General features: G+C 53.8%; 23 protein-coding genes. All 23 read left to right on the forward strand.

What is annotated here, in order from left to right:
* A partial coding sequence (locus DW037_RS01860; protein ID WP_118372680.1) for a DUF4313 domain-containing protein occupies nt 1-1,158 on the forward strand: 1,158 nt, incomplete at its 5' end.
* 2 nt (nt 1,159-1,160) lie between these two features.
* On the forward strand, nt 1,161-2,027 hold the full coding sequence (locus DW037_RS01865) for a 3'-5' exonuclease (protein ID WP_118372681.1): 867 nt from the start codon (nt 1,161-1,163) through the stop codon (nt 2,025-2,027).
* Between the two features lie 16 nt (nt 2,028-2,043).
* Nucleotides 2,044-2,526, forward strand: a complete 483-nt coding sequence (locus DW037_RS01870) for a hypothetical protein (RefSeq protein ID WP_118372682.1) — start codon at nt 2,044-2,046, stop codon at nt 2,524-2,526.
* A gap of 32 nt (nt 2,527-2,558) precedes the next feature.
* Complete coding sequence (locus DW037_RS01875) at nt 2,559-3,515, forward strand: hypothetical protein (protein ID WP_118372683.1); 957 nt, start codon at nt 2,559-2,561, stop codon at nt 3,513-3,515.
* Between the two features lie 25 nt (nt 3,516-3,540).
* Nucleotides 3,541-4,866: a hypothetical protein gene (locus DW037_RS01880; RefSeq protein ID WP_118372684.1), complete on the forward strand. Its 1,326-nt coding sequence runs from the start codon at nt 3,541-3,543 to the stop codon at nt 4,864-4,866.
* A 156-nt stretch (nt 4,867-5,022) separates the two neighbouring features.
* Nucleotides 5,023-5,637 carry a hypothetical protein gene (locus tag DW037_RS01885; RefSeq protein WP_118372685.1) on the forward strand — a complete coding sequence of 205 codons (615 nt, stop codon included), beginning with the start codon at nt 5,023-5,025 and terminating at the stop codon, nt 5,635-5,637.
* Between the two features lie 34 nt (nt 5,638-5,671).
* Entirely contained in the window at nt 5,672-6,694 is a 1,023-nt protein-coding gene (locus DW037_RS01890) for a nucleotidyl transferase AbiEii/AbiGii toxin family protein (RefSeq protein ID WP_158571900.1), read from the forward strand.
* Between the two features lie 41 nt (nt 6,695-6,735).
* Nucleotides 6,736-8,880 carry a DNA topoisomerase gene (locus DW037_RS01895; RefSeq protein ID WP_118372686.1) on the forward strand — a complete coding sequence of 715 codons (2,145 nt, stop codon included), beginning with the start codon at nt 6,736-6,738 and terminating at the stop codon, nt 8,878-8,880.
* A 203-nt stretch (nt 8,881-9,083) separates the two neighbouring features.
* Nucleotides 9,084-9,563, forward strand: coding sequence for a hypothetical protein (locus DW037_RS01900; RefSeq protein ID WP_118372687.1), 480 nt, complete (start codon nt 9,084-9,086; stop codon nt 9,561-9,563).
* A gap of 279 nt (nt 9,564-9,842) precedes the next feature.
* A complete protein-coding gene (locus DW037_RS01905; protein WP_118218945.1) occupies nt 9,843-10,358 on the forward strand; it encodes a hypothetical protein in 516 nt (171 codons plus the stop codon).
* Nucleotides 10,355-10,864, forward strand: a complete 510-nt coding sequence (locus tag DW037_RS01910) for a hypothetical protein (RefSeq protein ID WP_118218947.1) — start codon at nt 10,355-10,357, stop codon at nt 10,862-10,864. Before DW037_RS01905 ends, DW037_RS01910 begins: the two co-directional genes overlap by 4 nt.
* Before the next feature lie 492 nt (nt 10,865-11,356).
* Nucleotides 11,357-12,394, forward strand: a complete 1,038-nt coding sequence (locus tag DW037_RS01915) for a hypothetical protein (protein ID WP_118372688.1) — start codon at nt 11,357-11,359, stop codon at nt 12,392-12,394.
* 113 nt (nt 12,395-12,507) lie between these two features.
* Nucleotides 12,508-12,759: a hypothetical protein gene (locus DW037_RS01920; RefSeq protein ID WP_118372689.1), complete on the forward strand. Its 252-nt coding sequence runs from the start codon at nt 12,508-12,510 to the stop codon at nt 12,757-12,759.
* Between the two features lie 88 nt (nt 12,760-12,847).
* Complete coding sequence (locus DW037_RS01925; protein ID WP_008370654.1) at nt 12,848-13,363, forward strand: TadE/TadG family type IV pilus assembly protein; 516 nt, start codon at nt 12,848-12,850, stop codon at nt 13,361-13,363.
* Nucleotides 13,357-13,845: a TadE/TadG family type IV pilus assembly protein gene (locus DW037_RS01930; RefSeq protein WP_158571902.1), complete on the forward strand. Its 489-nt coding sequence runs from the start codon at nt 13,357-13,359 to the stop codon at nt 13,843-13,845. Before DW037_RS01925 ends, DW037_RS01930 begins: the two co-directional genes overlap by 7 nt.
* Nucleotides 13,842-14,444 (forward strand): hypothetical protein, encoded by a 603-nt coding sequence (locus DW037_RS01935; protein WP_118372691.1) that lies wholly within the window; start codon nt 13,842-13,844, stop codon nt 14,442-14,444. The genes DW037_RS01930 and DW037_RS01935 overlap by 4 nt, the downstream gene beginning before the upstream one ends.
* Nucleotides 14,445-14,564: 120 nt before the next feature.
* On the forward strand, nt 14,565-16,073 hold the full coding sequence (gene cpaB / locus DW037_RS01940) for a Flp pilus assembly protein CpaB (protein ID WP_118372692.1): 1,509 nt from the start codon (nt 14,565-14,567) through the stop codon (nt 16,071-16,073).
* A gap of 3 nt (nt 16,074-16,076) precedes the next feature.
* A complete protein-coding gene (locus DW037_RS01945; RefSeq protein WP_118372693.1) occupies nt 16,077-17,372 on the forward strand; it encodes a CpaF family protein in 1,296 nt (431 codons plus the stop codon).
* Nucleotides 17,372-18,277 (forward strand): type II secretion system F family protein, encoded by a 906-nt coding sequence (locus DW037_RS01950; RefSeq protein WP_118372694.1) that lies wholly within the window; start codon nt 17,372-17,374, stop codon nt 18,275-18,277. The genes DW037_RS01945 and DW037_RS01950 overlap by 1 nt, the downstream gene beginning before the upstream one ends.
* Before the next feature lie 12 nt (nt 18,278-18,289).
* A complete protein-coding gene (locus tag DW037_RS01955; protein WP_118372695.1) occupies nt 18,290-19,201 on the forward strand; it encodes a type II secretion system F family protein in 912 nt (303 codons plus the stop codon).
* A 148-nt stretch (nt 19,202-19,349) separates the two neighbouring features.
* Nucleotides 19,350-19,601 carry a type II toxin-antitoxin system RelB/DinJ family antitoxin gene (locus DW037_RS01960; protein ID WP_118199933.1) on the forward strand — a complete coding sequence of 84 codons (252 nt, stop codon included), beginning with the start codon at nt 19,350-19,352 and terminating at the stop codon, nt 19,599-19,601.
* A gap of 9 nt (nt 19,602-19,610) precedes the next feature.
* Complete coding sequence (locus DW037_RS01965; RefSeq protein WP_118372696.1) at nt 19,611-19,871, forward strand: Txe/YoeB family addiction module toxin; 261 nt, start codon at nt 19,611-19,613, stop codon at nt 19,869-19,871.
* A 152-nt stretch (nt 19,872-20,023) separates the two neighbouring features.
* The gene (locus DW037_RS01970) at nt 20,024-20,422 is read left to right on the forward strand and encodes a hypothetical protein (RefSeq protein ID WP_118372697.1); all 399 of its coding nucleotides are present in this window, start codon (nt 20,024-20,026) and stop codon (nt 20,420-20,422) included.
* Nucleotides 20,423-20,437: the final 15 nt, after the last annotated feature.

A 20,437-nucleotide genomic window follows, 5' to 3' on the forward strand; every position in this document is an offset into this window, starting at 1 on the left:
ACCAAGGAGATCATCGAACATAAGGATGAGTTCGGCTGGATCGACCGCATGGCGATGTCGTCTGTCGCCGATGATTACGCCGAGTGCTACATGACACAGGCAGGTCCGGATTACCTGGATGAACAGGAAATCATGAACGTGCGCGAACAGTATCCTGAGCTTATCGACTCTAACGGAGAGATCGTCTGGAACGATCCCGATTTCATGAAGCGCGGAGTTACGTTCGATGTGGAAAACTTCGGGGAGAAATATAAGCTCGAGCTCGTCTGCGACAGCTATCGCGATAACGGCAGCCTCTATGTCGGCGCTTTCGACGTCACGCCGGAAAGCGATAATTTCGGAGAGCGCTGGGCAGATATCTCCGTCAACCTAAACAATCCATGTCAGAACGACAGAACTGTTTTCCTCGACATGAACAACCTGTACAACCCGGCAATCATCGAGGCCATCTATGAACTCGGAACCGTGGAAGGCATCGTCTCCCATTCCGGTTTCTGCTCCTATCCGGCATTCACGTTTGACGCCGACGTGATCTCCCAGATGCGCAACACGCAAGAATTCACGGATGCGAATACCCCCGACGACTATAAGCTGGTCGCCGTGAAGGTAGGCTATAACTTCGCGCTCGTTCCGAAGATCGAGCTCTCCGGTATCGAGACGAACGCCACCGAGACCATCGTCGATATTTCCGGTAAACAGTATGGACTTCTCGCCGGCAAGACCTTCGAGGATTCGCGGAAACTCGATGCCGTCCTCGATACGTTTCCGGAGTACGCGATCAAGGACTACAAGGTACCAAATGAAATCAGCGTATTCATCATGCCTGTCCAGATGTACTGGAAGGATGACCCATCTGAGGTTATCGAGACGAATTTCAGTTTCGAGGACACCTACGGACTTGCCATCGACGATAGCGTTACGTTCTCCGGCTATACTCAGAATGAACTCGTGGACATGATCGGCAGGGAAGACAACGGGGAAGACTTCGTCATCACCGGTGTGGGCGCCGGGCACTATGTTGGCACCTGCAAAAAGGAACCGTCTAAAAACAAGAGCGTTTCCGAAAAAACCTGCAATGCAAGAGAGTCGTCGGGGCGTCTCGATGCGGATCGAAACGTCGACAGGAACGATATTGCAAAAGACAAGGAGGTAAAGTAGTCATGAGCGGTAACAATCCTAACCGCGTCTACCTTGATACGGAGACCACCGGCCTGCATCCCGAGGACGGCGACGAGATCCTGTCGCTCACTATCGTAGATGCCAACGGACGGCTTCTCTTCGATGAGAGGTTCAAGCCGAAACACAAGAAGGAGTGGCCGGAAGCCCAGGCGGTGAACCACATTTCCCCGGATGACGTGGAACACCTGACCACTATCGATGCCTATATGGAACAAATCTACCGCATCCTCGCCCGTATCGCCGACGAGATTGTTGGCTACAACGTAGCCTTCGATATCGGTTTCCTGAAGGCAGCCGGTGCCATCATCAACCCCGATGCCGTAATCATCGACACCATGCAAGAATTCATGGATGCCTTCGGAAACTCAAATACGGGACATAGATACCAACCGCTCTCCATGGCAGCTGAACGTCTCGGCTACAACTGGACGAGCGCCCCGCATGGCTCGCTTTCCGACACCCTCGCCTGCCTTGCCGCACAGAAATGCGTCGACGACCATAACTGGTGTGTGGAGAACCTTGAGCTTACCGAAGACGCTATCATGCACGCCAAACCGATTGAGAACGGTTCAGAGGGGCTTCCAAAAGACTGCTGGGACCTCAACCCCGGAGGCCGCCCGTTTGCCGTCACGGAGCCGATTCTCCATCGGCTCCAGAGCTCTGCGAAACTCTGCGCTCGAGCCGGTACCACCACCCAGTTCACGCGCATGACCGTCAACCAGTGGTTCGACAAAGCGGAACGGTCCCAGCGAAGCCCGCTCGGACGGTCTGTAGATATCGGACGCGCGGCAAGTGCCTTGAACAGCCAGCATGAGCATGCGGAAGTTCCACAGGACCTTACAAAATAAGCAAAGGAGAACCAACATGGACGACTATAAGAAAATCCCGTTCGATGATCCGGACCTCTGTGTGCCGGATCTCGATGATTTCGACCAGATGAAGGAATTCTTCCTCGATTGCGCGGCTGAGTATTTCCGCTACCTGTCATCAGATGATATGGAAAAGATGCTCGCTGCGCTCGGGAAACGTGTCGACGTACTCGCGACGCCGACAGATGATGTATTTATCTCCGTAAGCCCGGACGCCGTACTGAGGCAATATCCCGATATCACGATCGACGAAGCTATCCAGATCCGCGATAACGCATGTGAAAACATCTGGGAGTCCGGTGGACAGTCCGATCTCGATGAAATCGTCTGGGACCAAATCGGTGCGGAATATAAAAGTATCAAGTCCGATTCCCACCGTGGACTTTCCGATGTAAAGGATGCAAAAGCGAAGCAGGCTGTCCACGTGAATGACGATCGCAAAAACGATGCGGTTGCACTAGACATGCAGGAAAAATAGAACTTGCCGTCGAGCTACAGGGGAGGAACGATATGGATGGCTATACGCTTAACGCTGCGCGAACGATTCGCGAATACGAATCCTCGATCCAGCGCCCGAAAGCGGAAAGAACGATCAACGACTCGATTCTCTCCGCTTTGCTCAGAGGAGACGAATTGCCTGAAATGGACGTCAAGGCAATCAGACAATATGGGATACAGTGTTCGGAATATCTGGATTTCGGTTACGATGTCGATGCAAGCCTGAGCGGCATGCTGTCACCGCACGCCGTTCTGGAACCCCGACCCAACACACCGTATGTATTCAGGAGAGCCGGATTCGACAACCTGCCCTTCATCTATACGCAAAGACATCTCAGGAATGCAATCGCCCCAAAAGAGGCTGACAACCATCAACATGGGCTTACCATCGAGCAAATCAAATCGCTTCCGGAAAAGCTCGAAGAGCCGGTAGTCGTTTTCGACCAGCCGAACTATACGGTAAACGGTAGATCGTTTGAGGGCAAAGGCGTCGCCGCCGTACTCGATATGTACGACCCTGACGGCGTCCCGGTCATCGCATACTTTTTCCCAAACGGATATGGAACCAAGACGAACGATAACGGCTGCAGCAACGTGATAGCCAGCCTTTACGGACGTGACAACTTCACTTCATATCTCGCCCGTGCTGCAAACGAGGAAAAGATCCTGTATATCGATTCTGAGAAATATGAACAAATGGAAAAAGAGCTACCCCGCTATGGTGGGACACGATTCCCTCCGGCGCTTGCAGCTCTTTCAATGGATATTATAATACCTTCATCCTATATTTGCAAGATGAAAGCGGAGATAAATCCGAAGCTGTCCGATCGCGAAAGGGAACATAATTCCCTTAACCGCACCATGCATATCAAGGTCGCGGACAGCAGGCGAAATAGGCTCGCGCAAGATAGGGATAGACCGCGCAACATCACTCTCAGATATGACGACGACAACCGCGATTCGCAGTAAAACCATTGAAAAGGAGAATTAAGAAATGAACACGCTTGGCCTGGTAAATGTCTTAAACAACGATGGAAACGTACTGATCGATGTGGCTCAGATGGCCGATAACCATATCCAGAACGCCGCCATCCACAATGCGCTGGCTGAATGGAACGAAACGGACGATCCGTTCTCGCCTGAAACGACGCAAAGGCTGATCGGTAAACTCAAAGGCGAGATGCCGTCGCTTATCGCATGGCTGTCGGAAGGGAACTATCCAAAGAGCAGCCTGGTGCCGGAACTGCTGGCTTACGTGAAGATGCCCCATCCGCTCCAGGTCTATAAGAACCTCGATCTGGATATTACTATCGAAGATTCCGAAAAAGGGCCCGCATTCGATGTAAAGCTCTCCTATGCGGGCAACGCGGAACATTTCAAATACACTTATCTGCCCGTTGAAGCAGATAAGACATCTGTCGTAATGAACATCATCGACGCGTATGATGGGCTGCGACTGACAACCGATCCACAGCATCCCGGCTACGCGGAAGCAGTCGAAAAGAATTATTCAAAACTCACGAACCTCATCGGGGAAGACGGAATCGACTCGATCAGGGACTTCCATGAGGGCGTAGAGACCGGCAAGTATTTCTCGGATGTGGAATTTGACCTAAAAGACCCGGATCCCTCCGCGAAGTATATTCTCGAGTGCCTTGGATCCCTGGAGAAGCCCGTTCAGAAAGCGATGGATAATTTCGCACGGGTAACCACCTTCCGCAATCTCGCGGAAAAGAACCTCCTGCGCGAAGCGACCCTGTTTACCTCCGGTATGCTAGAGGAAAAGAACGGCCGCCTGATCGTCCCGCAAGGATATAGGCCCGGAATGTCGCGTGAGGAATATCAGGCGTGGCATCCATCGGCGAGGGGAAACACCGCCATCTCCGTGGATACGGCGATCTCGGCAAAGCAGCTCGGAAAGCTGGAAGAAATCGCCGTATCCCAGAAACCTCAGCAGATCATCATGGATGTCCTTATCATTGACCCAGGTGACCATCTGTCTCAAAAATCGGATCCCCGAGACCCAATGGACGCGGCGTTTGTCGATGAAAGCCACATCGCGGTACCGATCAGCCCGGAATTCGCGTCAATCGTGGCTTCGGATATGAAAGACTCAATCGATGCCAAGCTGGCCGGCAAACGCACGAAATGCGACATTTCCCAATGGCATACGCTCGGGAAACAAGCCCGTGACAAGCTCGCCGAGAACAGTAAACATGACCGCTCTCTCGCTGCCGTCAGGGATGCAAAGACGGCCGTTGCCGACAAGGTCAACGAAAGGCATCAAGCTAGTTCCGTGCACGATAATCCGAGTCATTAAAGATTAAGGCTGAACAATTTTTTAATTGAAACATCAATCTACAATTAAGAGAAGCAGGAAACTGATTTCAGTCGGCTTCCTGCTTTCTTTTACGGTTAGACGAGTTTTACTTAATCAAAGTATATGATATAATATACTTTGAAAGCAGGTGATAAGATGCGTACTATCGACGCTATGAAAAAACTTGCCCGCAATGATGGGCGATTTACTCATGTTTACACTAAAAAGGAGCTGTCAGAACTTTTTAATGAAACCGGCAGCAAATTGAATGGAACATTGAAGTCACTTATTAAAGAAAACATTTTGAATCGTGCATACCATAATGTATACGTTTTTCGCTTTTCTCAATACGGAGGACTCGGTACTTTAGATTTGATTGGTAAGAAAATCCGACCAAATGACTCCTTCTATGAAAGCCTTGAGTCCTCTGCTTCAGCATGGAGTCTCATTTCACAGATCCCCACGGTCGTAACCTATATGACCACAGGAAAGTCAAAATGGTATAACACGGGTTACGGAAGCATCGATTTCGTTCATTACAGCAAAACAGATGAGAAACCAAGAACCATCGATAGGTCGTCGATGGGAAGGATTCCGCTTGCAGACAAACTTCAAACATATCGGGACTTACAAAAAACAAAACGTTCCCTTGATCTTTTAAGAGAGCAATACGAAAAAGACCATGGCTGTCGCGACGGAAATATCCAATATTATCCTTGCGAAGACGACGATACTTGGGATTTTCTTGATAAGCAGGAAGATGTACTCTAGTGTGCATCTTCCTGCTTATTTTTTTGGAGTCATTATGCTTTACGTTTCCGCTCTTCCTCAAGTCAGAGATTTTGCTCAACAAGAAGCTTTCAGAGTTGATTCTTCATCTCTCATTCCTTTTATTGAAAAAGAACTCCTTCATATAGACTTGCTCAATTCCTTTATTCCCCAGATGCAGAATACATCCCTCGTATTTCAAGGCGGAACCGCGCTGCGTCTTTGTTATGGTGCTCCACGATATAGTGAAGACCTTGATTTTTCTGTCGGTTTAGACTTTTACCAAGCAGAAAAATTAAACTCGCTTATCAATGAAAATCTCATTAAACAGTGCAATGGTGAGGTCAGTCTTAAGCAACCTAAAGACAGCATTTGGAATAGAAATGACGTTTCAAATCAGACGAAAGTTGCTAAATGGTTTGTCAAATATGATCTAAATCCAAATCAGCGAGATATTCCTTTGCAGAAAATTAAATTGGAAGCCGCTTCTATCGGAGCCCATACATCACTCACGAAAAACGCCATCTGCCATTACCCGCAGTTCTTTAAGGAATTTCCTGATTTAAAGATTCACGTTGAATCCTGCGATGAAATCATGGCTGATAAACTGCTCTCCTTTTCTGCTTCCAGTTATACAAGATGGCGAGATCTTTGGGATATGAACTGGATGATAGAAAAATCGGATATTACTCCAGCTACTTTCCCATTACTTGAATATAAAATTCTTGATTACAAAACAGATTCCCAAGAATACAAAAGTAACTTGGAGAACACCATCAAAAATATCCCAGAATTCATTAACAGCAATGAATTCCTGCAGGAAATGAAAAAGATGCTTCCTGTTGAGACTGTTGAAACAACCTTACTAGATCCCAACTATCGATTGAAAATGATCTCAAATCTTTCTGATATTCACCGAGAAGCATTCGGCAATATCAAAAAACCAAGTGCGCATCAACGCCTGTCAGAGCGAAACCATGATTTACGCCAGGCGTCAAAAGCTCTTTCTAACGAACGAACAGATTGGCAAATAGATTCCTTTGACAAAACTGAGCATTAAAACGTTATCGTTGTGAGAGTCTTTTAGAAAGGAAAGCAATAATGGAATTGATTCTTGCCGAGAAGCCTAGCGCTGCACGAAATTTTGCAAAAGCATTGGGTGGAAAAACCGGTAATTATGCCGGAACTGAATATAAAATTACCAATCTGCGCGGACACGTTATGGGGCTGTTGCCTCCCGATAAACAGGTTCCTACTGAAAAGGTCGAGTTCTATAAGAGTTGGGATCTTGAAAATCTGCCGTGGAATCTCAACGATTTTGCATGGAAGAAGGGGATCCTAAGCGGATGCAAGGACATCATTTCCGGTCTTAAAGATGAGCTGAAAGAGGCCGATTGCGTCGTGATCGCAACGGATGTCGACCCGTCCGGCGAGGGCGAACTGCTCGCCTGGGAGGCTTTGGAGAAATGCGATTGGAGAGGTCCGACCAAGCGTATGTACTTTGCCGACGAGGCGCCGGCAAGCGTGCAGAAGGCTTTCAGGGAACGCAAGACCCTTCCATCTATGGAGAAGGACGGCGACTATGTGAAGGCAGTCGTCCGCGAGCGCTGGGATCTCGCGAGCATGCAGTTCACCCGTGCGGCAACACTCGTAGCGCGAAAAAAGGGGTTCCGAACGGTCGTACGCCAGGGCCGGTTGAAATCGGTCATGGTCAAACTGACCGGCGACCAGTTGAAAGCCTATAACGAATATGTCCGCAAGCCGTTTTACGAGGCGCGTTTCAAAGACGAAAACGGCAACATCTTTGCCAGAAAGACCGACGACCCCGAAGATATCCGGTTCGATAGCCCCGATCAGGTAGACCTTTCGCAGTTGCACGACAGCGCTGTCGTAGAGGATTCCAGGGCGAAGAAACACACTGCCCCCGGAAAGCTCCTCGACCTCGCCGGCCTGTCCGCTATCCTCGCGAAGCAGGGGTTCAAGCCGGCAAATGTCCTGAAGACATATCAGGAGATGTACGAAAACCAGATCGTAAGCTACCCGCGTACCGAGGATAAGGAGGTCACGCCGGAGCAATTCGGCGAATTGCTTCCGCTTGTCGATAAGATTGCCGGAGTGGTCGGTGTGGATACGTCACTGCTCTCCCATCGCACCGCAAGGAAGACACACGTCAAGGAAGGCGGGGCGCACGGCGCGAACAGACCGGGAATCAATGTGCCCGAATCCCTTGCCGAACTTGAAAAGGGTTACGGAAGAATCGGTTCCGCGATCTATTCCGTACTTGCCAAGAACTATCTAGCGATACTCGCCGAAGATTATGAATATGAGCTGGTCAAAGGCTATGTAAGGGATTTTCCCGAATATGTCGGGCAGACCCAGATCCCAATCAAACCGGGGTTCAAGGCGATCTTCGATTCGGACTCCTCTTCTACCGAGAAAGCGGAAGGGGAGGAAACAGAGAACGCCTGCGAGTTCGGTAAGGTCGCCTCCCCGTATGTGCACGAAGGAGCCAACAAACGCCCGCAAAAACCGACAATGAAATGGCTTACGAAGAAGCTTGAGAAATATAACGTCGGTACCGGCGCCACCAGAACCAGCACGCTTGCGGAAATCACCGCCAATGAGGAACGCGCCCTCATGAAGGAAAACAAGGGCGCACTCACCATGACGAAGTGCGGCGAGGTATCTTACGCCTTACTGGCGAATTGCCATATCGCCTCACCGGAAGTCACCGAGAAGCTGTTCGAATCCATGAACGAGGTGGGACGGTTTTCACGCAAACCGTCCGATGTCATCAATACCGTCACCGATATGGTTGTACATGATATGAGGGCAATGCAGGATAACATCGGTGCCCTGGACGGTATGAAACTGAGTGACGGGCACGCAATCGTAATCGGCAAGTGCCCGAAATGCGGCAGGGACCTCTATGCGACAAAAAACCAGTTCCGCTGCGCCGGTGTGCATTTCAAGAAGACAGGCGAGAAAGATGGGAAAGCTGTCTTCTCCCAAGACGGAACCTGCGACTTTTCCATCTACCGTTTTGTCGGGCCAAAGGATAAGCCGAAGAAGCTCACCGACAAGAATGGCAGGGAAATCGCCGAAAAAGGAAAGACATCGCTCATCAAGGGAATCAAGAAGAAAAGCGGGGATGGAACCTATGACGCGTATCTCACGTTGAATCGCGAGACCTGGTCGCTTGATATGAAATTCCCCGAGTTCAAGGGGAAGAAGCACAAAGGCTAGTTCGGGGTTAGAATTGTCTACAACAACGGCATTCCGTCGTACGGCGTGAATGCGAGCGCCGACCCTTGCGTCTGCCCCGCTTGGTGCTTCTAGTCTAAATGGGCGACGTTGGCTTCCGCGATCGGTTTGATACAATTGACCACAATGCAGTCAGTAAATGATGCTCAAGCTGAAGCCGGAGATCGATAGAAAGGAATTTCATTATGGAAGAAAAGACCGAAGCCGTTAAGAGCGAGGAAACTACGGTTGGTTTGACTATGAACTATAACCCGTTTTCGTTCATTTCCTGCCAGGAGGACGCCTTGGTGCTGGCAGGGTGCATCTCACATGGCTTGGATGCAGATGTCATCAAGAAAAGCGGGGATCTTTTCGCGACGGCTCGCGCCATGCTTCTCGATGCGTGTGTCTGCCTGCTCTATCGCCAGGGCGGCGATTCGATGAGTATGCAGGGTCTCGTCGATCTTCTGCAGAATGACATCAGCCATAACGAGGACCAGGGCATGCCTTCGATCAAGGCTGCCTATGACAAGATCGAGGCCGACGGCGCGACTGTCGAGGAGGACCTGGGGCTGAAGCGGTACCGCATGTTCCAGGCCATCGCCTACGGTGAGACGGCAATCTCCGTCGAGCTCGACCTATACGCCAAGTTGTCGGCTATGGCCGATAGGCCGCTTGTCGGCTAGACCTGCAAGCCGAATCGATATGCCAGCGATTCGCATGGCAATGCGCTATTCATGCGGTGCCTGACGGCACCTATGATCCGCTCGCCAGGGCTCGCTGATTGATTTTTCTGGCACTCTTCTCTTTGGGGCATCCGGCTATGGGTGCCCCTTTTTTGATGAGAGATGGTAGAATCTTACAAAGAAAAATAAAGAAATGGGGGATTTAGCTGTGATCGGTGACAACTTAAGACAAGCAAACAAAGTAAAGGGCGCTTCCTGCCTTTCGGGTGATGCGCGGTGATGAATCGAAGCGGAATTGAAACGTATGAGCTGTTGCGCCTGGATGAGGTAGCGCTCGCCGGATATTTCGATTTGGATGATACCCGGTTTGAAGAATGGTATGAAAAGAACCGCGCGGTCGGTGACAGATTGTACAGCGCAATTCTTGATAGAAAAATTGACCTCGTAGCTTTCCGCGGAACGGAAAACGGCCGCTTCTACTCCATCCTTACGCGTAGCGCGAAACAGGAAGGTGCCCTGCAACTCACGGATATCGATTGCAAGGGACCGATCGGACATCGCCGGCTTACGAACCAGAAGATGCTCGATCTCCCGGGATACGGTGCCGTCCTCGCCGCCGTTCCCGACATCTCGAAATGCAATGAACGGGACATCCTGCAGGCGATTGGATTTGAACAGAAGGGCGATCGAAGCCTGAAGGAAAAGGCTGCCATCGGCAGGGAGGGCAGCAAACAGCTTGAAGCCGCGCGCAACCGCGTAGGTTTAGAAAACTTTGATGGGCGTGATTTCCGATGAGTGCTCGTCCGGTTATCCAAACTTACAGGTTGGCCTCCCTGCACGAAGCCGCGACCGCCCGACTTAAGAACCCCAAAAACGATAGGTATAAAGAACTCTATCTCCAAAACAGGGAAATCGGCGAGAAAGTCTATAACGCCGTCCTGTCAGGTCACCTTGACCTCGCCTGTTTTTGCGGAGACTCCAGTAAATACTATTCGGTTCTGACACGGAGTACCAGGCAGGACGGCGCACTCCAAGTTACCGAGATCGACCGGAAAGGACCGATCGGGCATCGACTCCTCACCGGTCCCAAGCAACTCGAGCTTCCGGGATGCGGCGCGACGATCGCCGCCGTTTCCGATATCTCACGGTGCACGGAACAGGAAATCCTCGATGCCATTGGGTTCAAGATGCAACAAGGGCTGAATTCCAAAGCCATGAAATGCAAGGTCTGCTGTAAACAGTTCGACGCTGAACGCATAAAGAACGATCTTCCAAAAGAGGGGAAGTCCCCCGCACGTTAACCCGTGCAAGGGACTTCCCCGGTATGACTCCATATGCCTTTCTCCAGTTAATGCTCCTGGAGTGAAGTCTCTATAGCCTGTTTCCCGTCATTGAGCAATTCGGAAGCGTTGCGGCTGACTTCCTGTTTATGTCCCAGGCTGCGATCCGCCGTTTTGGATGAGCTCACAGGATACTTTGCGTCATAACGGTCGCCGATAAGGGAAAACAACTCGTCACGGTCATAATAATCTTCGTCCGGTCCGTCAGCGCAGTTATCGATATAGCCGTCCTCAAGAACGGTGACTTCACCACCTTCGGTGTAAGCCCGCCCGTATCCCCAGCTGTAAAACGGGATCTCGTCGGCCTGCTCGATGAGATTCTTGACACTCCCCGTAGTTGAAACCAGGGGTTTTACGACGGTTTTGATAAGAAATAATTTCGCGACATCTGCGCATTGAATTATGAGACGAAGTCAGTATAATAGCCCAAGAGAAACACCAAAAGGAAAGTGCGTGTTTATGAATGAAACCATGAAGCCCTCTTGTGGGGAGGCATATGACGCGACGCCTGTCGCCGTCCTCGCCGCGAGCGAAACCCTTACTATCGCACTCGGCATGCTCACAAAGTCACCTGTCGCGGCAATCGTCGCAGGCGGCTTGACGGGCTGCGTGTGCAGCCTCGCCCTCCCGTCCATCAGCGGGAACATCCTCGCCCGCAAGCGCGATGCGATCCTTTCCTGGTGGGATGAGAACCTTGAGGTCTACAAGAAGTTCAAGGCGGAGAATCCCGACCGCGAGCCGAGCAAACGCGCCGAGAAACGCGAGGAACGGGACCTTGCGATTTGGTGGCTCGATGCCATGAGGCTCGTCCGCACCAAGGAACTCATGCGTGAGAAAGTCGAGGCGCTTATCGAGACGGGCAGCCGCATGCCAGACGGCGTGAATCTCGATGATTATGAGACCGTCGAGGAGTACCGTGCCCGCTACGTCGCACCGGTCTCCAAGATGACCGCCGCCATGCTTTCCCTTGCCGTCGGTCTCGGTACCGCCGCGACCTGCTATGTCGGGATGACCGGCAACCTCCACTCCCCGCTGCTCTTTCTTCTCGGCGGGATTACCTCGATTCTCGTCACGGCGGTCGGCGCGATGTGCGACCAGCGCTCGCGCGTTCTGCCCTTCGGTCTGTCTATCGCCACGTACCCTCTCGCCGCACTCACGGCGTTCGGGCACGGCGGTGTAAGCGGATTGATCGGCAACCTGCTGTGCGGTGTGGGAATCTATGCGATTTTCGCCATCACCAACCATCTCTTCCGCATCACCGGCGGCGCCGATGCAGTCGGTGCCGGCGACCGCAGGCTCGTCCCCGCGATCGCGACGGCATGCGGGTTCCACGGCACGGTATACGGCATGGGCGCGATGTGCATCGCCATGCTCGCCAACTACATCCCCCGCTACCGTGCGAAAGAGATCACCCTTAAAAGCCGCGTACCCATGGGGCCTTTCCTGCTCGTCTGGCTTTGCACCGGCGTGCCCCTTGGGTGTATCATGTAGCAGTCTATCCCGCTGTCCCCCGCAGAGAAGTTAGGGGTAGCCGATCTGCGAGGGACAACTGAGAATAGAGTTTCTGTAACCGTCCGAATGAACACAAAGGAAGGAGAATTCCCATGAATTCCATCCGCAATCGCGTCTATGCCGGTGAGATCGCCGGCGGCGCCGACACCGTCGAGTACGTCATCGTTGCCATCGTCGCCGTCGTGATCGGCGCCGCTCTGATCGCCTTCGGCAACCAGATGCGCGACCAGATGGACAAGACCGGCACGTCCATCACCCAGTGGTTCGACAAGGCCCGCACCGCCGCCGGCAACTCTGCCAACAAGATCGACCCCGGCAAAAACCCCGGCGCCGGCGGCAAGTAAACCTCCTTTCTCTCTGATAGCATAATACCATACTACTAAGGTATTTGTTCCGAGAATCGAGAATTCTGCAACCAAGGAGGAACAGGACGTGAAAGGCATCTTCAAGAAACCGGAGTCCGAATCGGGCGCCGCAATCATCGAATTTGCGCTCGGTGTCCCGTTCCTCCTGATTTTTGCCATGGCTGCCATGGAATTCGGCCAGATTTCGGCGGCGACAACCGCTGTCGACAACGCCGCCCATGCAGCCGCCCGAGAGCTCGCCGTAAACCCCAGCGGCGATGCCTCATCAGCTAAGGAGGCAGCCGTAAATGCCGCCTCCTCTTTTTTCGCTGAAAACATGAAGATCGAGACAGACGTCTCGGATGCCGAGAGGGAAGCGTACACGCACCGGATTCCCGATTCAAACGGATCGTCCTATACGGACAGGGAGTCGAATGTCTCAACCCGGAAATGCACCGCGACCGTATCCGTGACCATCCAGCCACAGACCGTCCTCGGCGATGCGATCTATGCCGCCGGAGGGTTCGGAGGCGGCATGACGATCGAATCCAACGCCGTGGAGTTAAAGGATGCAACGGTGGAAGGAGGTGCGTCCTCGTGGTAAGGACCCATTCTGAAAGAGGCGCGGAAGTCCTCGAGGCCGCCATCGTCCTCCCCATGCTCATCGTCCTCGCATTCTGCCTTATCCAAGTTTGCCTGATAGCATATGAGGGCACCGCGATGAGCGCCGCAATCGAGTCGGCCGCGATGAAATCCGATTTCTCCGCCGCAATCGCATCCGGAAACGTAAACCAGGCGGTAAAGGACGAACTCGCATCGAACACGCCTGGTATCGTCAAGGACAATATCACCGTGACGAACTCCAAGGTCTCCTATACGGACAGGTCCGATGAGGCCACCGTCACCGATTCCGGTTCCACGGGAATCACGACCATCTCGAAATCAAGCACCACGGCACTTCTCGAATCGACCGTCGACTATAAAGTCCCGACCCTGATTTCGGTCGGCAGCTTCGACGGTATCAAGATGTCGAAAACGATCAAAGTGGAGGTCCCGGTTTCCGAGAAAATGGAGGTGTCGCGATGACGCGCGTCCGCAGCGAATCCGGCGCAATCAGCATCCTGAACGTCATCATCATGCTCGTGCTCCTCATCGCACTCGGCTTCGCATTCGAACTCTCCGCAGCCCTCGACCAGCAGAACGCCCAGACAAATGACTGCTCCGCAGCCAGGGACGCCACCATGGCGTCGCAGAACCTCCTTGTCGCGAAGAACTCCGATGACCCCGGATTCGCAATCGCGACCGCGGCCGTCAAGTCCCTGCGTGCCAACGGGTTCAACGGCGAAGTGGAGGTCTGGTTCTATGAAGCCCCCTCCTCGGCCGTCCCCCAGAGCAAACGCGCGTGGGCCTGGGGCATCCAGACGAAATCGTCCTTGAAAGGATACTTTGCGACCTATTCGCTCGGAGATTTCAATATCCCCATTGGATCGCACGTCACGGCACATGCCGTCCCCTACACTGCGGGAAAGGCATGGAGACCGGCGGATTCGGGTAACGGAAAGTATTCCTTCAAAGCCGGTTCGGACACCCCCGAATACGAAGAGTACACGTCCACAAAAGAGCTTCCGCAAGAAGTGATCGACGAGATGAAAACAGCCGTCAACCAGGCAACGAACAATAAATAGCCTTCCCGATGAGCTAAAATGAAAGGATATCAGGCGACATCATGTGCCAATGCCTGATATCCTTTTGCTATGCCGCGTGTCTGACGGCATCTCTACACAGGAAAGCGAGAAAGGAACACCATGCCAGACACCAACGATACCGATGCGATCCTCGCGAAAGTCCGTTCAGGCGAGCTTTCGGCAGGCGATGCAGCCGCCCTGATCGCGAATCTCCACGCCGCATCCTACAAGGCGATGCAGGACGCGCAGTCTGCACAGGCTCCGCAGCCCGAGCCTCCCGCACCTCAAGCCGCCAGCCAGCCGGGCATGTTCCAGCAGCCCGTCCAGCCGGCACCGGTCGCGGCTGCCGCACCTTGCTATCAGCCGCAGGTTCCGGCTATGCCGGCATATGCCGCACCGACGCCCGATGCGGTTGCCGAGAAGGCTCAAGAGCCGATTCTGCAACACCCTCAGGCACCTACAGCGCAGCACCCCGCCCCCTATGAGCCGCCTGCATATGTCCCGGCTGCATCGGCACCCGAGCCGCATCCGGTCTACGACCAGCCCTCCCCTGCCGTAAATCCGTATCGTCAGCCGGCACCCGACACGACTGCCACGCTTCCGGCACAGGATGCCACCGCATCCCAGCCAGAAGTGGAAACCGCGTACCATCAGGACTCGCACCTTCCGTATAATCCCCCGCAGGAGACCGACAAGTACATTCCCGTCAACGAGATGGAATCCTCCAGCTTCTTTACCGATCCTGAACCTGCTGAGGAACAGGAGCCGAAAAAGAAGCGCGAGAAGCCTGCAAAGCCATCGAAGCCGTCCCGTGCCGAACGCAAGGCCGAGAAGAAGAAGGCCAAAGAAGAAGCCAAGGCAGCGAAAGTCCAAAAGAGGGCAGCCGGCCGCCGTGGCGCCGCGTCCCCCAACGGTCCGAGCCTCACGGGCATGGAGAAGATTGCCGTGAAGGTCTCCCGCCTGCAGAAGGTCACCGCCGGTCTCGCTGTTATCGCCGTCCTCGCGGGAGGTGTCGCCGTCGTATCGGAGATCGACGCCAACAACCGAATCGCAGAAGCGTTCTCCGGCACCACCGAAATCGTCGCTGCCACGAAGACCATCCACGCCGGCGACGAGATCTCCGCAAGCGACCTCGCCTTCGTTTCCGTTCCGAACAGCACGGTGGCGGACGGCGCGATTACCAAGAAGGATATCGACGACTCCTCCAAGACTCCCGTCGGCCGCGTCGCAACCCAGTACATCGCCAAGGGCTCCCAGCTCACCAACGCATCGACTGCCGGCAAGGACAACCCTGAGTCCCTTGCCGCCGCGATCGGGGACGGCATGGAGGCCGTGACCATCTCCGTCGATGCCCAGTCCGGCATGGGCGGCATGCTCCGCGTAAACGACAGGGTCAAGGTCATCCAGCCCAACGACGGCTCCCTCGGCGGCGACGGGTTCACCGTCATCGCCGACTCCGTGCGCATCGCCGCCCTCGACGGAAACTTCAGCTCTGGTAGCGGCTCCTCTGACGGATACAGCACCGTGACGCTCGAAGTCACGCCCGAGCAGGCAGGCAAGATCCGCACCGCCGGTGGCCTTACCCTTACCCTGCCCTCTTCTGCCGATACCACCGAGAGCGGTGAGTAGCCCATGGCAGACGAAACCGTTCTCAGGATCAAGGAGCGCATCCGCCAGGAGATGCGCGACCTGCTCGGCGTGACCATGGCCGACGGCGGCTCTATCGACCGTCAGGCGCTTCCGACCCAGATCGACGGTGTCGCCCATGAAGTGTGCGCCGATTTCGGTATCTCCGACGAAAACTGGATCGGCTACATCATCAAAAGCACCATTGACGATTTCATCGGTCTGGGTCCCCTGCAGCCTTTGCAGGACGATCCCAAGGTTGCCGAGATCTTCATCGATCCCGTCGGCGTCGAGCCGAATGGAACATTTATCACGCCGGTCGCCCGCGCCGAAGTGGACGGCCAGATCGTCGATTGCCCCGGTATCGACCTCGTCTCGCATGATGAGGTCGGTCGGCTTATCGGACGTATCGCCGAGGAGGCGAACCGCCGCTGCGACGATTCGTTTCCCGAGATGGACGCCACCCTTGCCGACGGCTCCCGTGTGCACGCAGCCCACCCGAAGGTCTCCCCCAACGGCTGGTCGCTCAATATCCGTAAATTCAGCAAGGACAAGCTAACCGCTGAGGACCTGCTGGAGCGCGGTGCCATGAGCGAGCCTATGTACATGTTCCTCAAATCGGCCGTCCAGGCCCGTGCGAACTTCATCATCTCCGGCGGCACCGGTTCCGGCAAGACCACGATGCTGAACGCACTCTCCGCCTTCATCGGCTATAACGAGCGCGTCGTGACCATCGAGGATACGCGAGAGCTGCAGCTGAAACAGCGCATCGTGATCCCCCGCGTCGCCTGCCCACCGAACTCAGAGGGCAAGGGCGAGTTTACGATGCATGAGCTCCTGGTCGGCGCACTCCGTGAGCGTCCCGACCGTATCGTCGTCGGCGAGTGCCGTGACGATGAGACTTACGAGATGCTTCAGGCCATGCAGACGGGTCACGACGGATCGCTCACGACGATCCATGCGAACGACTGCGCCGGTGCATTCACGCGTATCGAGAACATGATCCTGAAGAGTCAGGGCAACATGACCATGGAAGCAATCCGCCGCCAGATCGGTGCCGCGATCGATGTCGTCGTGCAGGTGAAGCGCTGGAGGGGCGGCTACCGCCGTATCGAGTCCATCACAGCCGTCGAGGGCTTTTCCGACGGTAACGTGACCCGAAACGAACTGTTCCACTGGGAGGGCTCGCCGGAAAACGGCAGGCATGTTGCCACTGGATACCAGCCGGCGCGTCTAAAGGAAAAGATCCTCGACGAGGGCGCGGAGTACGACCCCCGTTGGTTCGAAGGCGGTGTCTGGTAATGGAACCTGCTGTCATCATCATGATGCTGAGCGTTTTCTTCCTATTGCTTTCCATCACCGTCGGCCTCTATTCCCTGTTCTGCGGGCTGTCGGCTGCCGGCGATGTACGCCGCATGAGGAATTCGACTGCCATTAGAACCGGCGAGTCGGACGATAAGGACCAAAAAGTCTCCACGCCCCTTCCACGTCTTGCGGAAGCCGGTATTGAAGTCGACGGCAAGATATGGATCATCCTCCTTGTCTTGCTCGCGGGAGCGGGCGCCCTCATCGGATTCATGGCCCTTGGACTTATCGGAATCGGTTTCGCTCTTATCGGACCCCTGATTGCCGAGCTGTGGGTGCGTTCCCGCGGAAAGAGCCGTAAAGCACGATTCGATGAGCAATTGGCGCGGTCGCTTCCCATGGTCGCGGAAAACATGCGTGCCGGATCCTCGATTGAAAGAGCCCTGCGCTCTGTCGGGGAGAATTCAGACGACCCTCTGAAATCCGAACTCCTGGCCTGCGCCGGTGCGATGCAGATCGATGGCGATATCGTCGCCGCGCTCGATGACATGGCGAAACGAACCGGCAGCAAGGACCTTGTCCTCCTGCAGGCCGCCGTGGCCTCGCACAAGGAGGTCGGCGGATCGCTGGCCGACTCGCTCGAGCGCATCGGAGACACCATCGACGCCCGGTTGTCGCTCCGTCGACATATCGAATCGGAGACGTCATCCGTGATTGCATCCATGAAGGCGCTTATCGTGATGCTGCTCATCCTGTTCGCAATCATTATGGTCGGCATCCCCCAGGCATATGATTTCTATACGCAGGACCCGCTCGGCATTCCCGTGCTGATCGTCGTGGTGCTATTTGCGGCAACGGGCTCCGTCATCATCTACAAAATGGCAGACATCGACGTGGAATAGGAGCCAATCGAAATGAATATCCAATATCTCCTCGTGCTCCTGTTCGCCTGTGCTGCCGGCGGTATGACATATGTTCTCGCCGGCGAGCCCTTCCGCAAGCCGCTAGCGCGTGCCAGGATGTCCATCGCCGCCCGTAAGGGGCTGCACGCCAAACCGACGCAGCGCATGAAGATCGCCGAGGCAATCGACCGTGCCGGAGAGGCGTTCGAAAAGGTCATCCCGCTCAAGCTGTCGGAATCCCGAGAGCTGCAGAACAAGCTCGACCTGGCAGGGTTAAAGATCATTCCATCGACCTGGCGTGCCATCTCTCTCGGGATCACAATCTTCACCGCTATCATGCTCGCCGGTGCCGCCCTCGTGGGCGGATATGGAATCGCGATGGCACTCCTGGTCGGAATCATCGGTGCCGTCGGCGGATGGGCGGTCTGCGGAGTCTGGCTGTCGCATGCGGGAAAGAAACGCGGCGAAGAGATCGATCGCTATCTGCCGCCGGCACTGGAACTGCTCACCATCTCCGTCTCAGCCGGCGTGCTCGTGGAGCGTGGATTCAGGCAGCTTGCCGAGAACAAGGCGCTCGGTCCGCTGGCAGAAGAGTTCGCGCGTACCGATATGGAAATTTCGCATCTCGGCGTGTCCCGCGTAGATGCCCTGGACCATATGCGCCGCCGATGCGATTCACCGCTCATGGGATATTTCTGCGCGGCGTTGATCGAGGCGACCAGAAAGGGCACCTCGATCTCAGGCGTCCTCGAATCTCAGGCAAAGCTTGCACGCAAGGCGCGTTACGATGCGCTGACCGCGCAGATTAACAAGCTCTCGACGAAGATGGCTGTCCCGCTGGTGTTCTTCCTGATCGCCGTGCTCGTCCTCATTCTTCCCCCGCTCATCATTCCGACCGCAAGCATGCTCATGGAAATCATGTAGACGAGGCGATTAGGCAAAGCGAAAGCCCGGAGTGCTCTCACTGCACCCCGGGCTATATTTTTGCAAGTACAAAAGCAATTGTATAGCAAACTGCTTGAAATATAATATACAATATGATATAATAGTATCAAAGAAAGGGGAAATAAACATGGCACAAATTAGTTTAAGAATCGACGACGACGTAAAGAAGAACGCGGAAACGACTCTCGACGAAATCGGACTCAGTATGTCGACGGCAATCACGATCTTTCTGAAAACAGTGGTGCGCGAGCAGCGCATCCCCTTCGAATTGACCGCCGATCCTTTTTTTTCCAAATCAAATATGGAGCACTTGAACAGCGTGGTGAACAGAATTGAGAACGGAGAGGCAAAACTGAGCCCCCATGATCTTATCGATTAGAAGGGGAATATGGGTAACTTATGGGATAACGATGCATGGGATGACTATCTATACTGGCAGACACAGGACAAGAAGACCTTGAAAAGAATCAATGCCTTGATAAAAGAGATAGAGAGGACTCCTTATGAAGGAATCGGAAAGCCAGAACCATTAAAAGGAAACCTATCCGGTTGGTGGAGCCGAAGAATAGACGAGAAGAACCGAATAGTGTATCGACAGAAAGATGGAAATATACAAATAGCTGAATGTCGCACACATTATGGTAACTAAATATGGGCGGGAAATCTGAAGATGGATTCCCCGCCCATATTTGCGTGACGATACTAAAAATATGGTAATCATGTTGCAGCAGATCGATTCAAAGCGGACCGCAAGATATATAATGAAATTTAACTATAGCTATTTCTATGAAAAGGAGTTCCATGCTAGGTAAGATAGAAAGCTGGGTGAGAGTCATCCCGATCTCGGCAGAAGCTTTCGGGTTCGCTGCCGTCGTGGCGAGCGTGGCGCCCGTGCCGGACGCTATAGGCAATTTGGTAACTTCTATCAGGTACATTGCACTTTCGCATTCTGTCTGGTCTGTCCTGCAACCGGCAATTCCAGTAATCATTCTCGCCCTCGCAGCCATTGCGTTTTGTAAAAATAACTATAAGGTTGCACTTGCGGCTGGTATCGTCGCAACTATCTATTTTTTACTTCCGGCTTTCCATATGAGCACTGAGCCAGTTGTAATCCAGCTCTGCGATATCATCTGCCTTGACCTCTACACATTAAAATTGTGCGTTCAAGATAACTACGAAGAAACCGGTTATGACGAATAGGGAGTTGAACGATCC

Source organism: Collinsella sp. AF39-11AT, assembly GCF_003474585.1.
Taxonomy (GTDB): Bacteria; Actinomycetota; Coriobacteriia; order Coriobacteriales; family Coriobacteriaceae; genus Collinsella.

Excerpts from the sequence above, each read along its gene's own strand:
- DW037_RS01865 (WP_118372681.1), top strand. The coding sequence starts at position 1,161 with ATGAGCGGTAACAATCCTAACCGCGTCTACCTTGATACGGAGACCACC.
- DW037_RS01870 (WP_118372682.1), top strand. The coding sequence starts at position 2,044 with ATGGACGACTATAAGAAAATCCCGTTCGATGATCCGGACCTCTGTGTG.
- DW037_RS01875 (WP_118372683.1), top strand. The coding sequence starts at position 2,559 with ATGGATGGCTATACGCTTAACGCTGCGCGAACGATTCGCGAATACGAA.
- DW037_RS01880 (WP_118372684.1), top strand. The coding sequence starts at position 3,541 with ATGAACACGCTTGGCCTGGTAAATGTCTTAAACAACGATGGAAACGTA.
- DW037_RS01885 (WP_118372685.1), top strand. The coding sequence starts at position 5,023 with ATGCGTACTATCGACGCTATGAAAAAACTTGCCCGCAATGATGGGCGA.
- DW037_RS01890 (WP_158571900.1), top strand. The coding sequence starts at position 5,672 with ATGCTTTACGTTTCCGCTCTTCCTCAAGTCAGAGATTTTGCTCAACAA.
- DW037_RS01895 (WP_118372686.1), top strand. The coding sequence starts at position 6,736 with ATGGAATTGATTCTTGCCGAGAAGCCTAGCGCTGCACGAAATTTTGCA.
- DW037_RS01900 (WP_118372687.1), top strand. The coding sequence starts at position 9,084 with ATGGAAGAAAAGACCGAAGCCGTTAAGAGCGAGGAAACTACGGTTGGT.
- DW037_RS01905 (WP_118218945.1), top strand. The coding sequence starts at position 9,843 with ATGAATCGAAGCGGAATTGAAACGTATGAGCTGTTGCGCCTGGATGAG.
- DW037_RS01910 (WP_118218947.1), top strand. The coding sequence starts at position 10,355 with ATGAGTGCTCGTCCGGTTATCCAAACTTACAGGTTGGCCTCCCTGCAC.
- DW037_RS01920 (WP_118372689.1), top strand. The coding sequence starts at position 12,508 with ATGAATTCCATCCGCAATCGCGTCTATGCCGGTGAGATCGCCGGCGGC.
- DW037_RS01935 (WP_118372691.1), top strand. The coding sequence starts at position 13,842 with ATGACGCGCGTCCGCAGCGAATCCGGCGCAATCAGCATCCTGAACGTC.
- cpaB (WP_118372692.1), top strand. The coding sequence starts at position 14,565 with ATGCCAGACACCAACGATACCGATGCGATCCTCGCGAAAGTCCGTTCA.
- DW037_RS01945 (WP_118372693.1), top strand. The coding sequence starts at position 16,077 with ATGGCAGACGAAACCGTTCTCAGGATCAAGGAGCGCATCCGCCAGGAG.
- DW037_RS01950 (WP_118372694.1), top strand. The coding sequence starts at position 17,372 with ATGGAACCTGCTGTCATCATCATGATGCTGAGCGTTTTCTTCCTATTG.
- DW037_RS01955 (WP_118372695.1), top strand. The coding sequence starts at position 18,290 with ATGAATATCCAATATCTCCTCGTGCTCCTGTTCGCCTGTGCTGCCGGC.
- DW037_RS01960 (WP_118199933.1), top strand. The coding sequence starts at position 19,350 with ATGGCACAAATTAGTTTAAGAATCGACGACGACGTAAAGAAGAACGCG.
- DW037_RS01965 (WP_118372696.1), top strand. The coding sequence starts at position 19,611 with ATGGGTAACTTATGGGATAACGATGCATGGGATGACTATCTATACTGG.
- DW037_RS01970 (WP_118372697.1), top strand. The coding sequence starts at position 20,024 with ATGCTAGGTAAGATAGAAAGCTGGGTGAGAGTCATCCCGATCTCGGCA.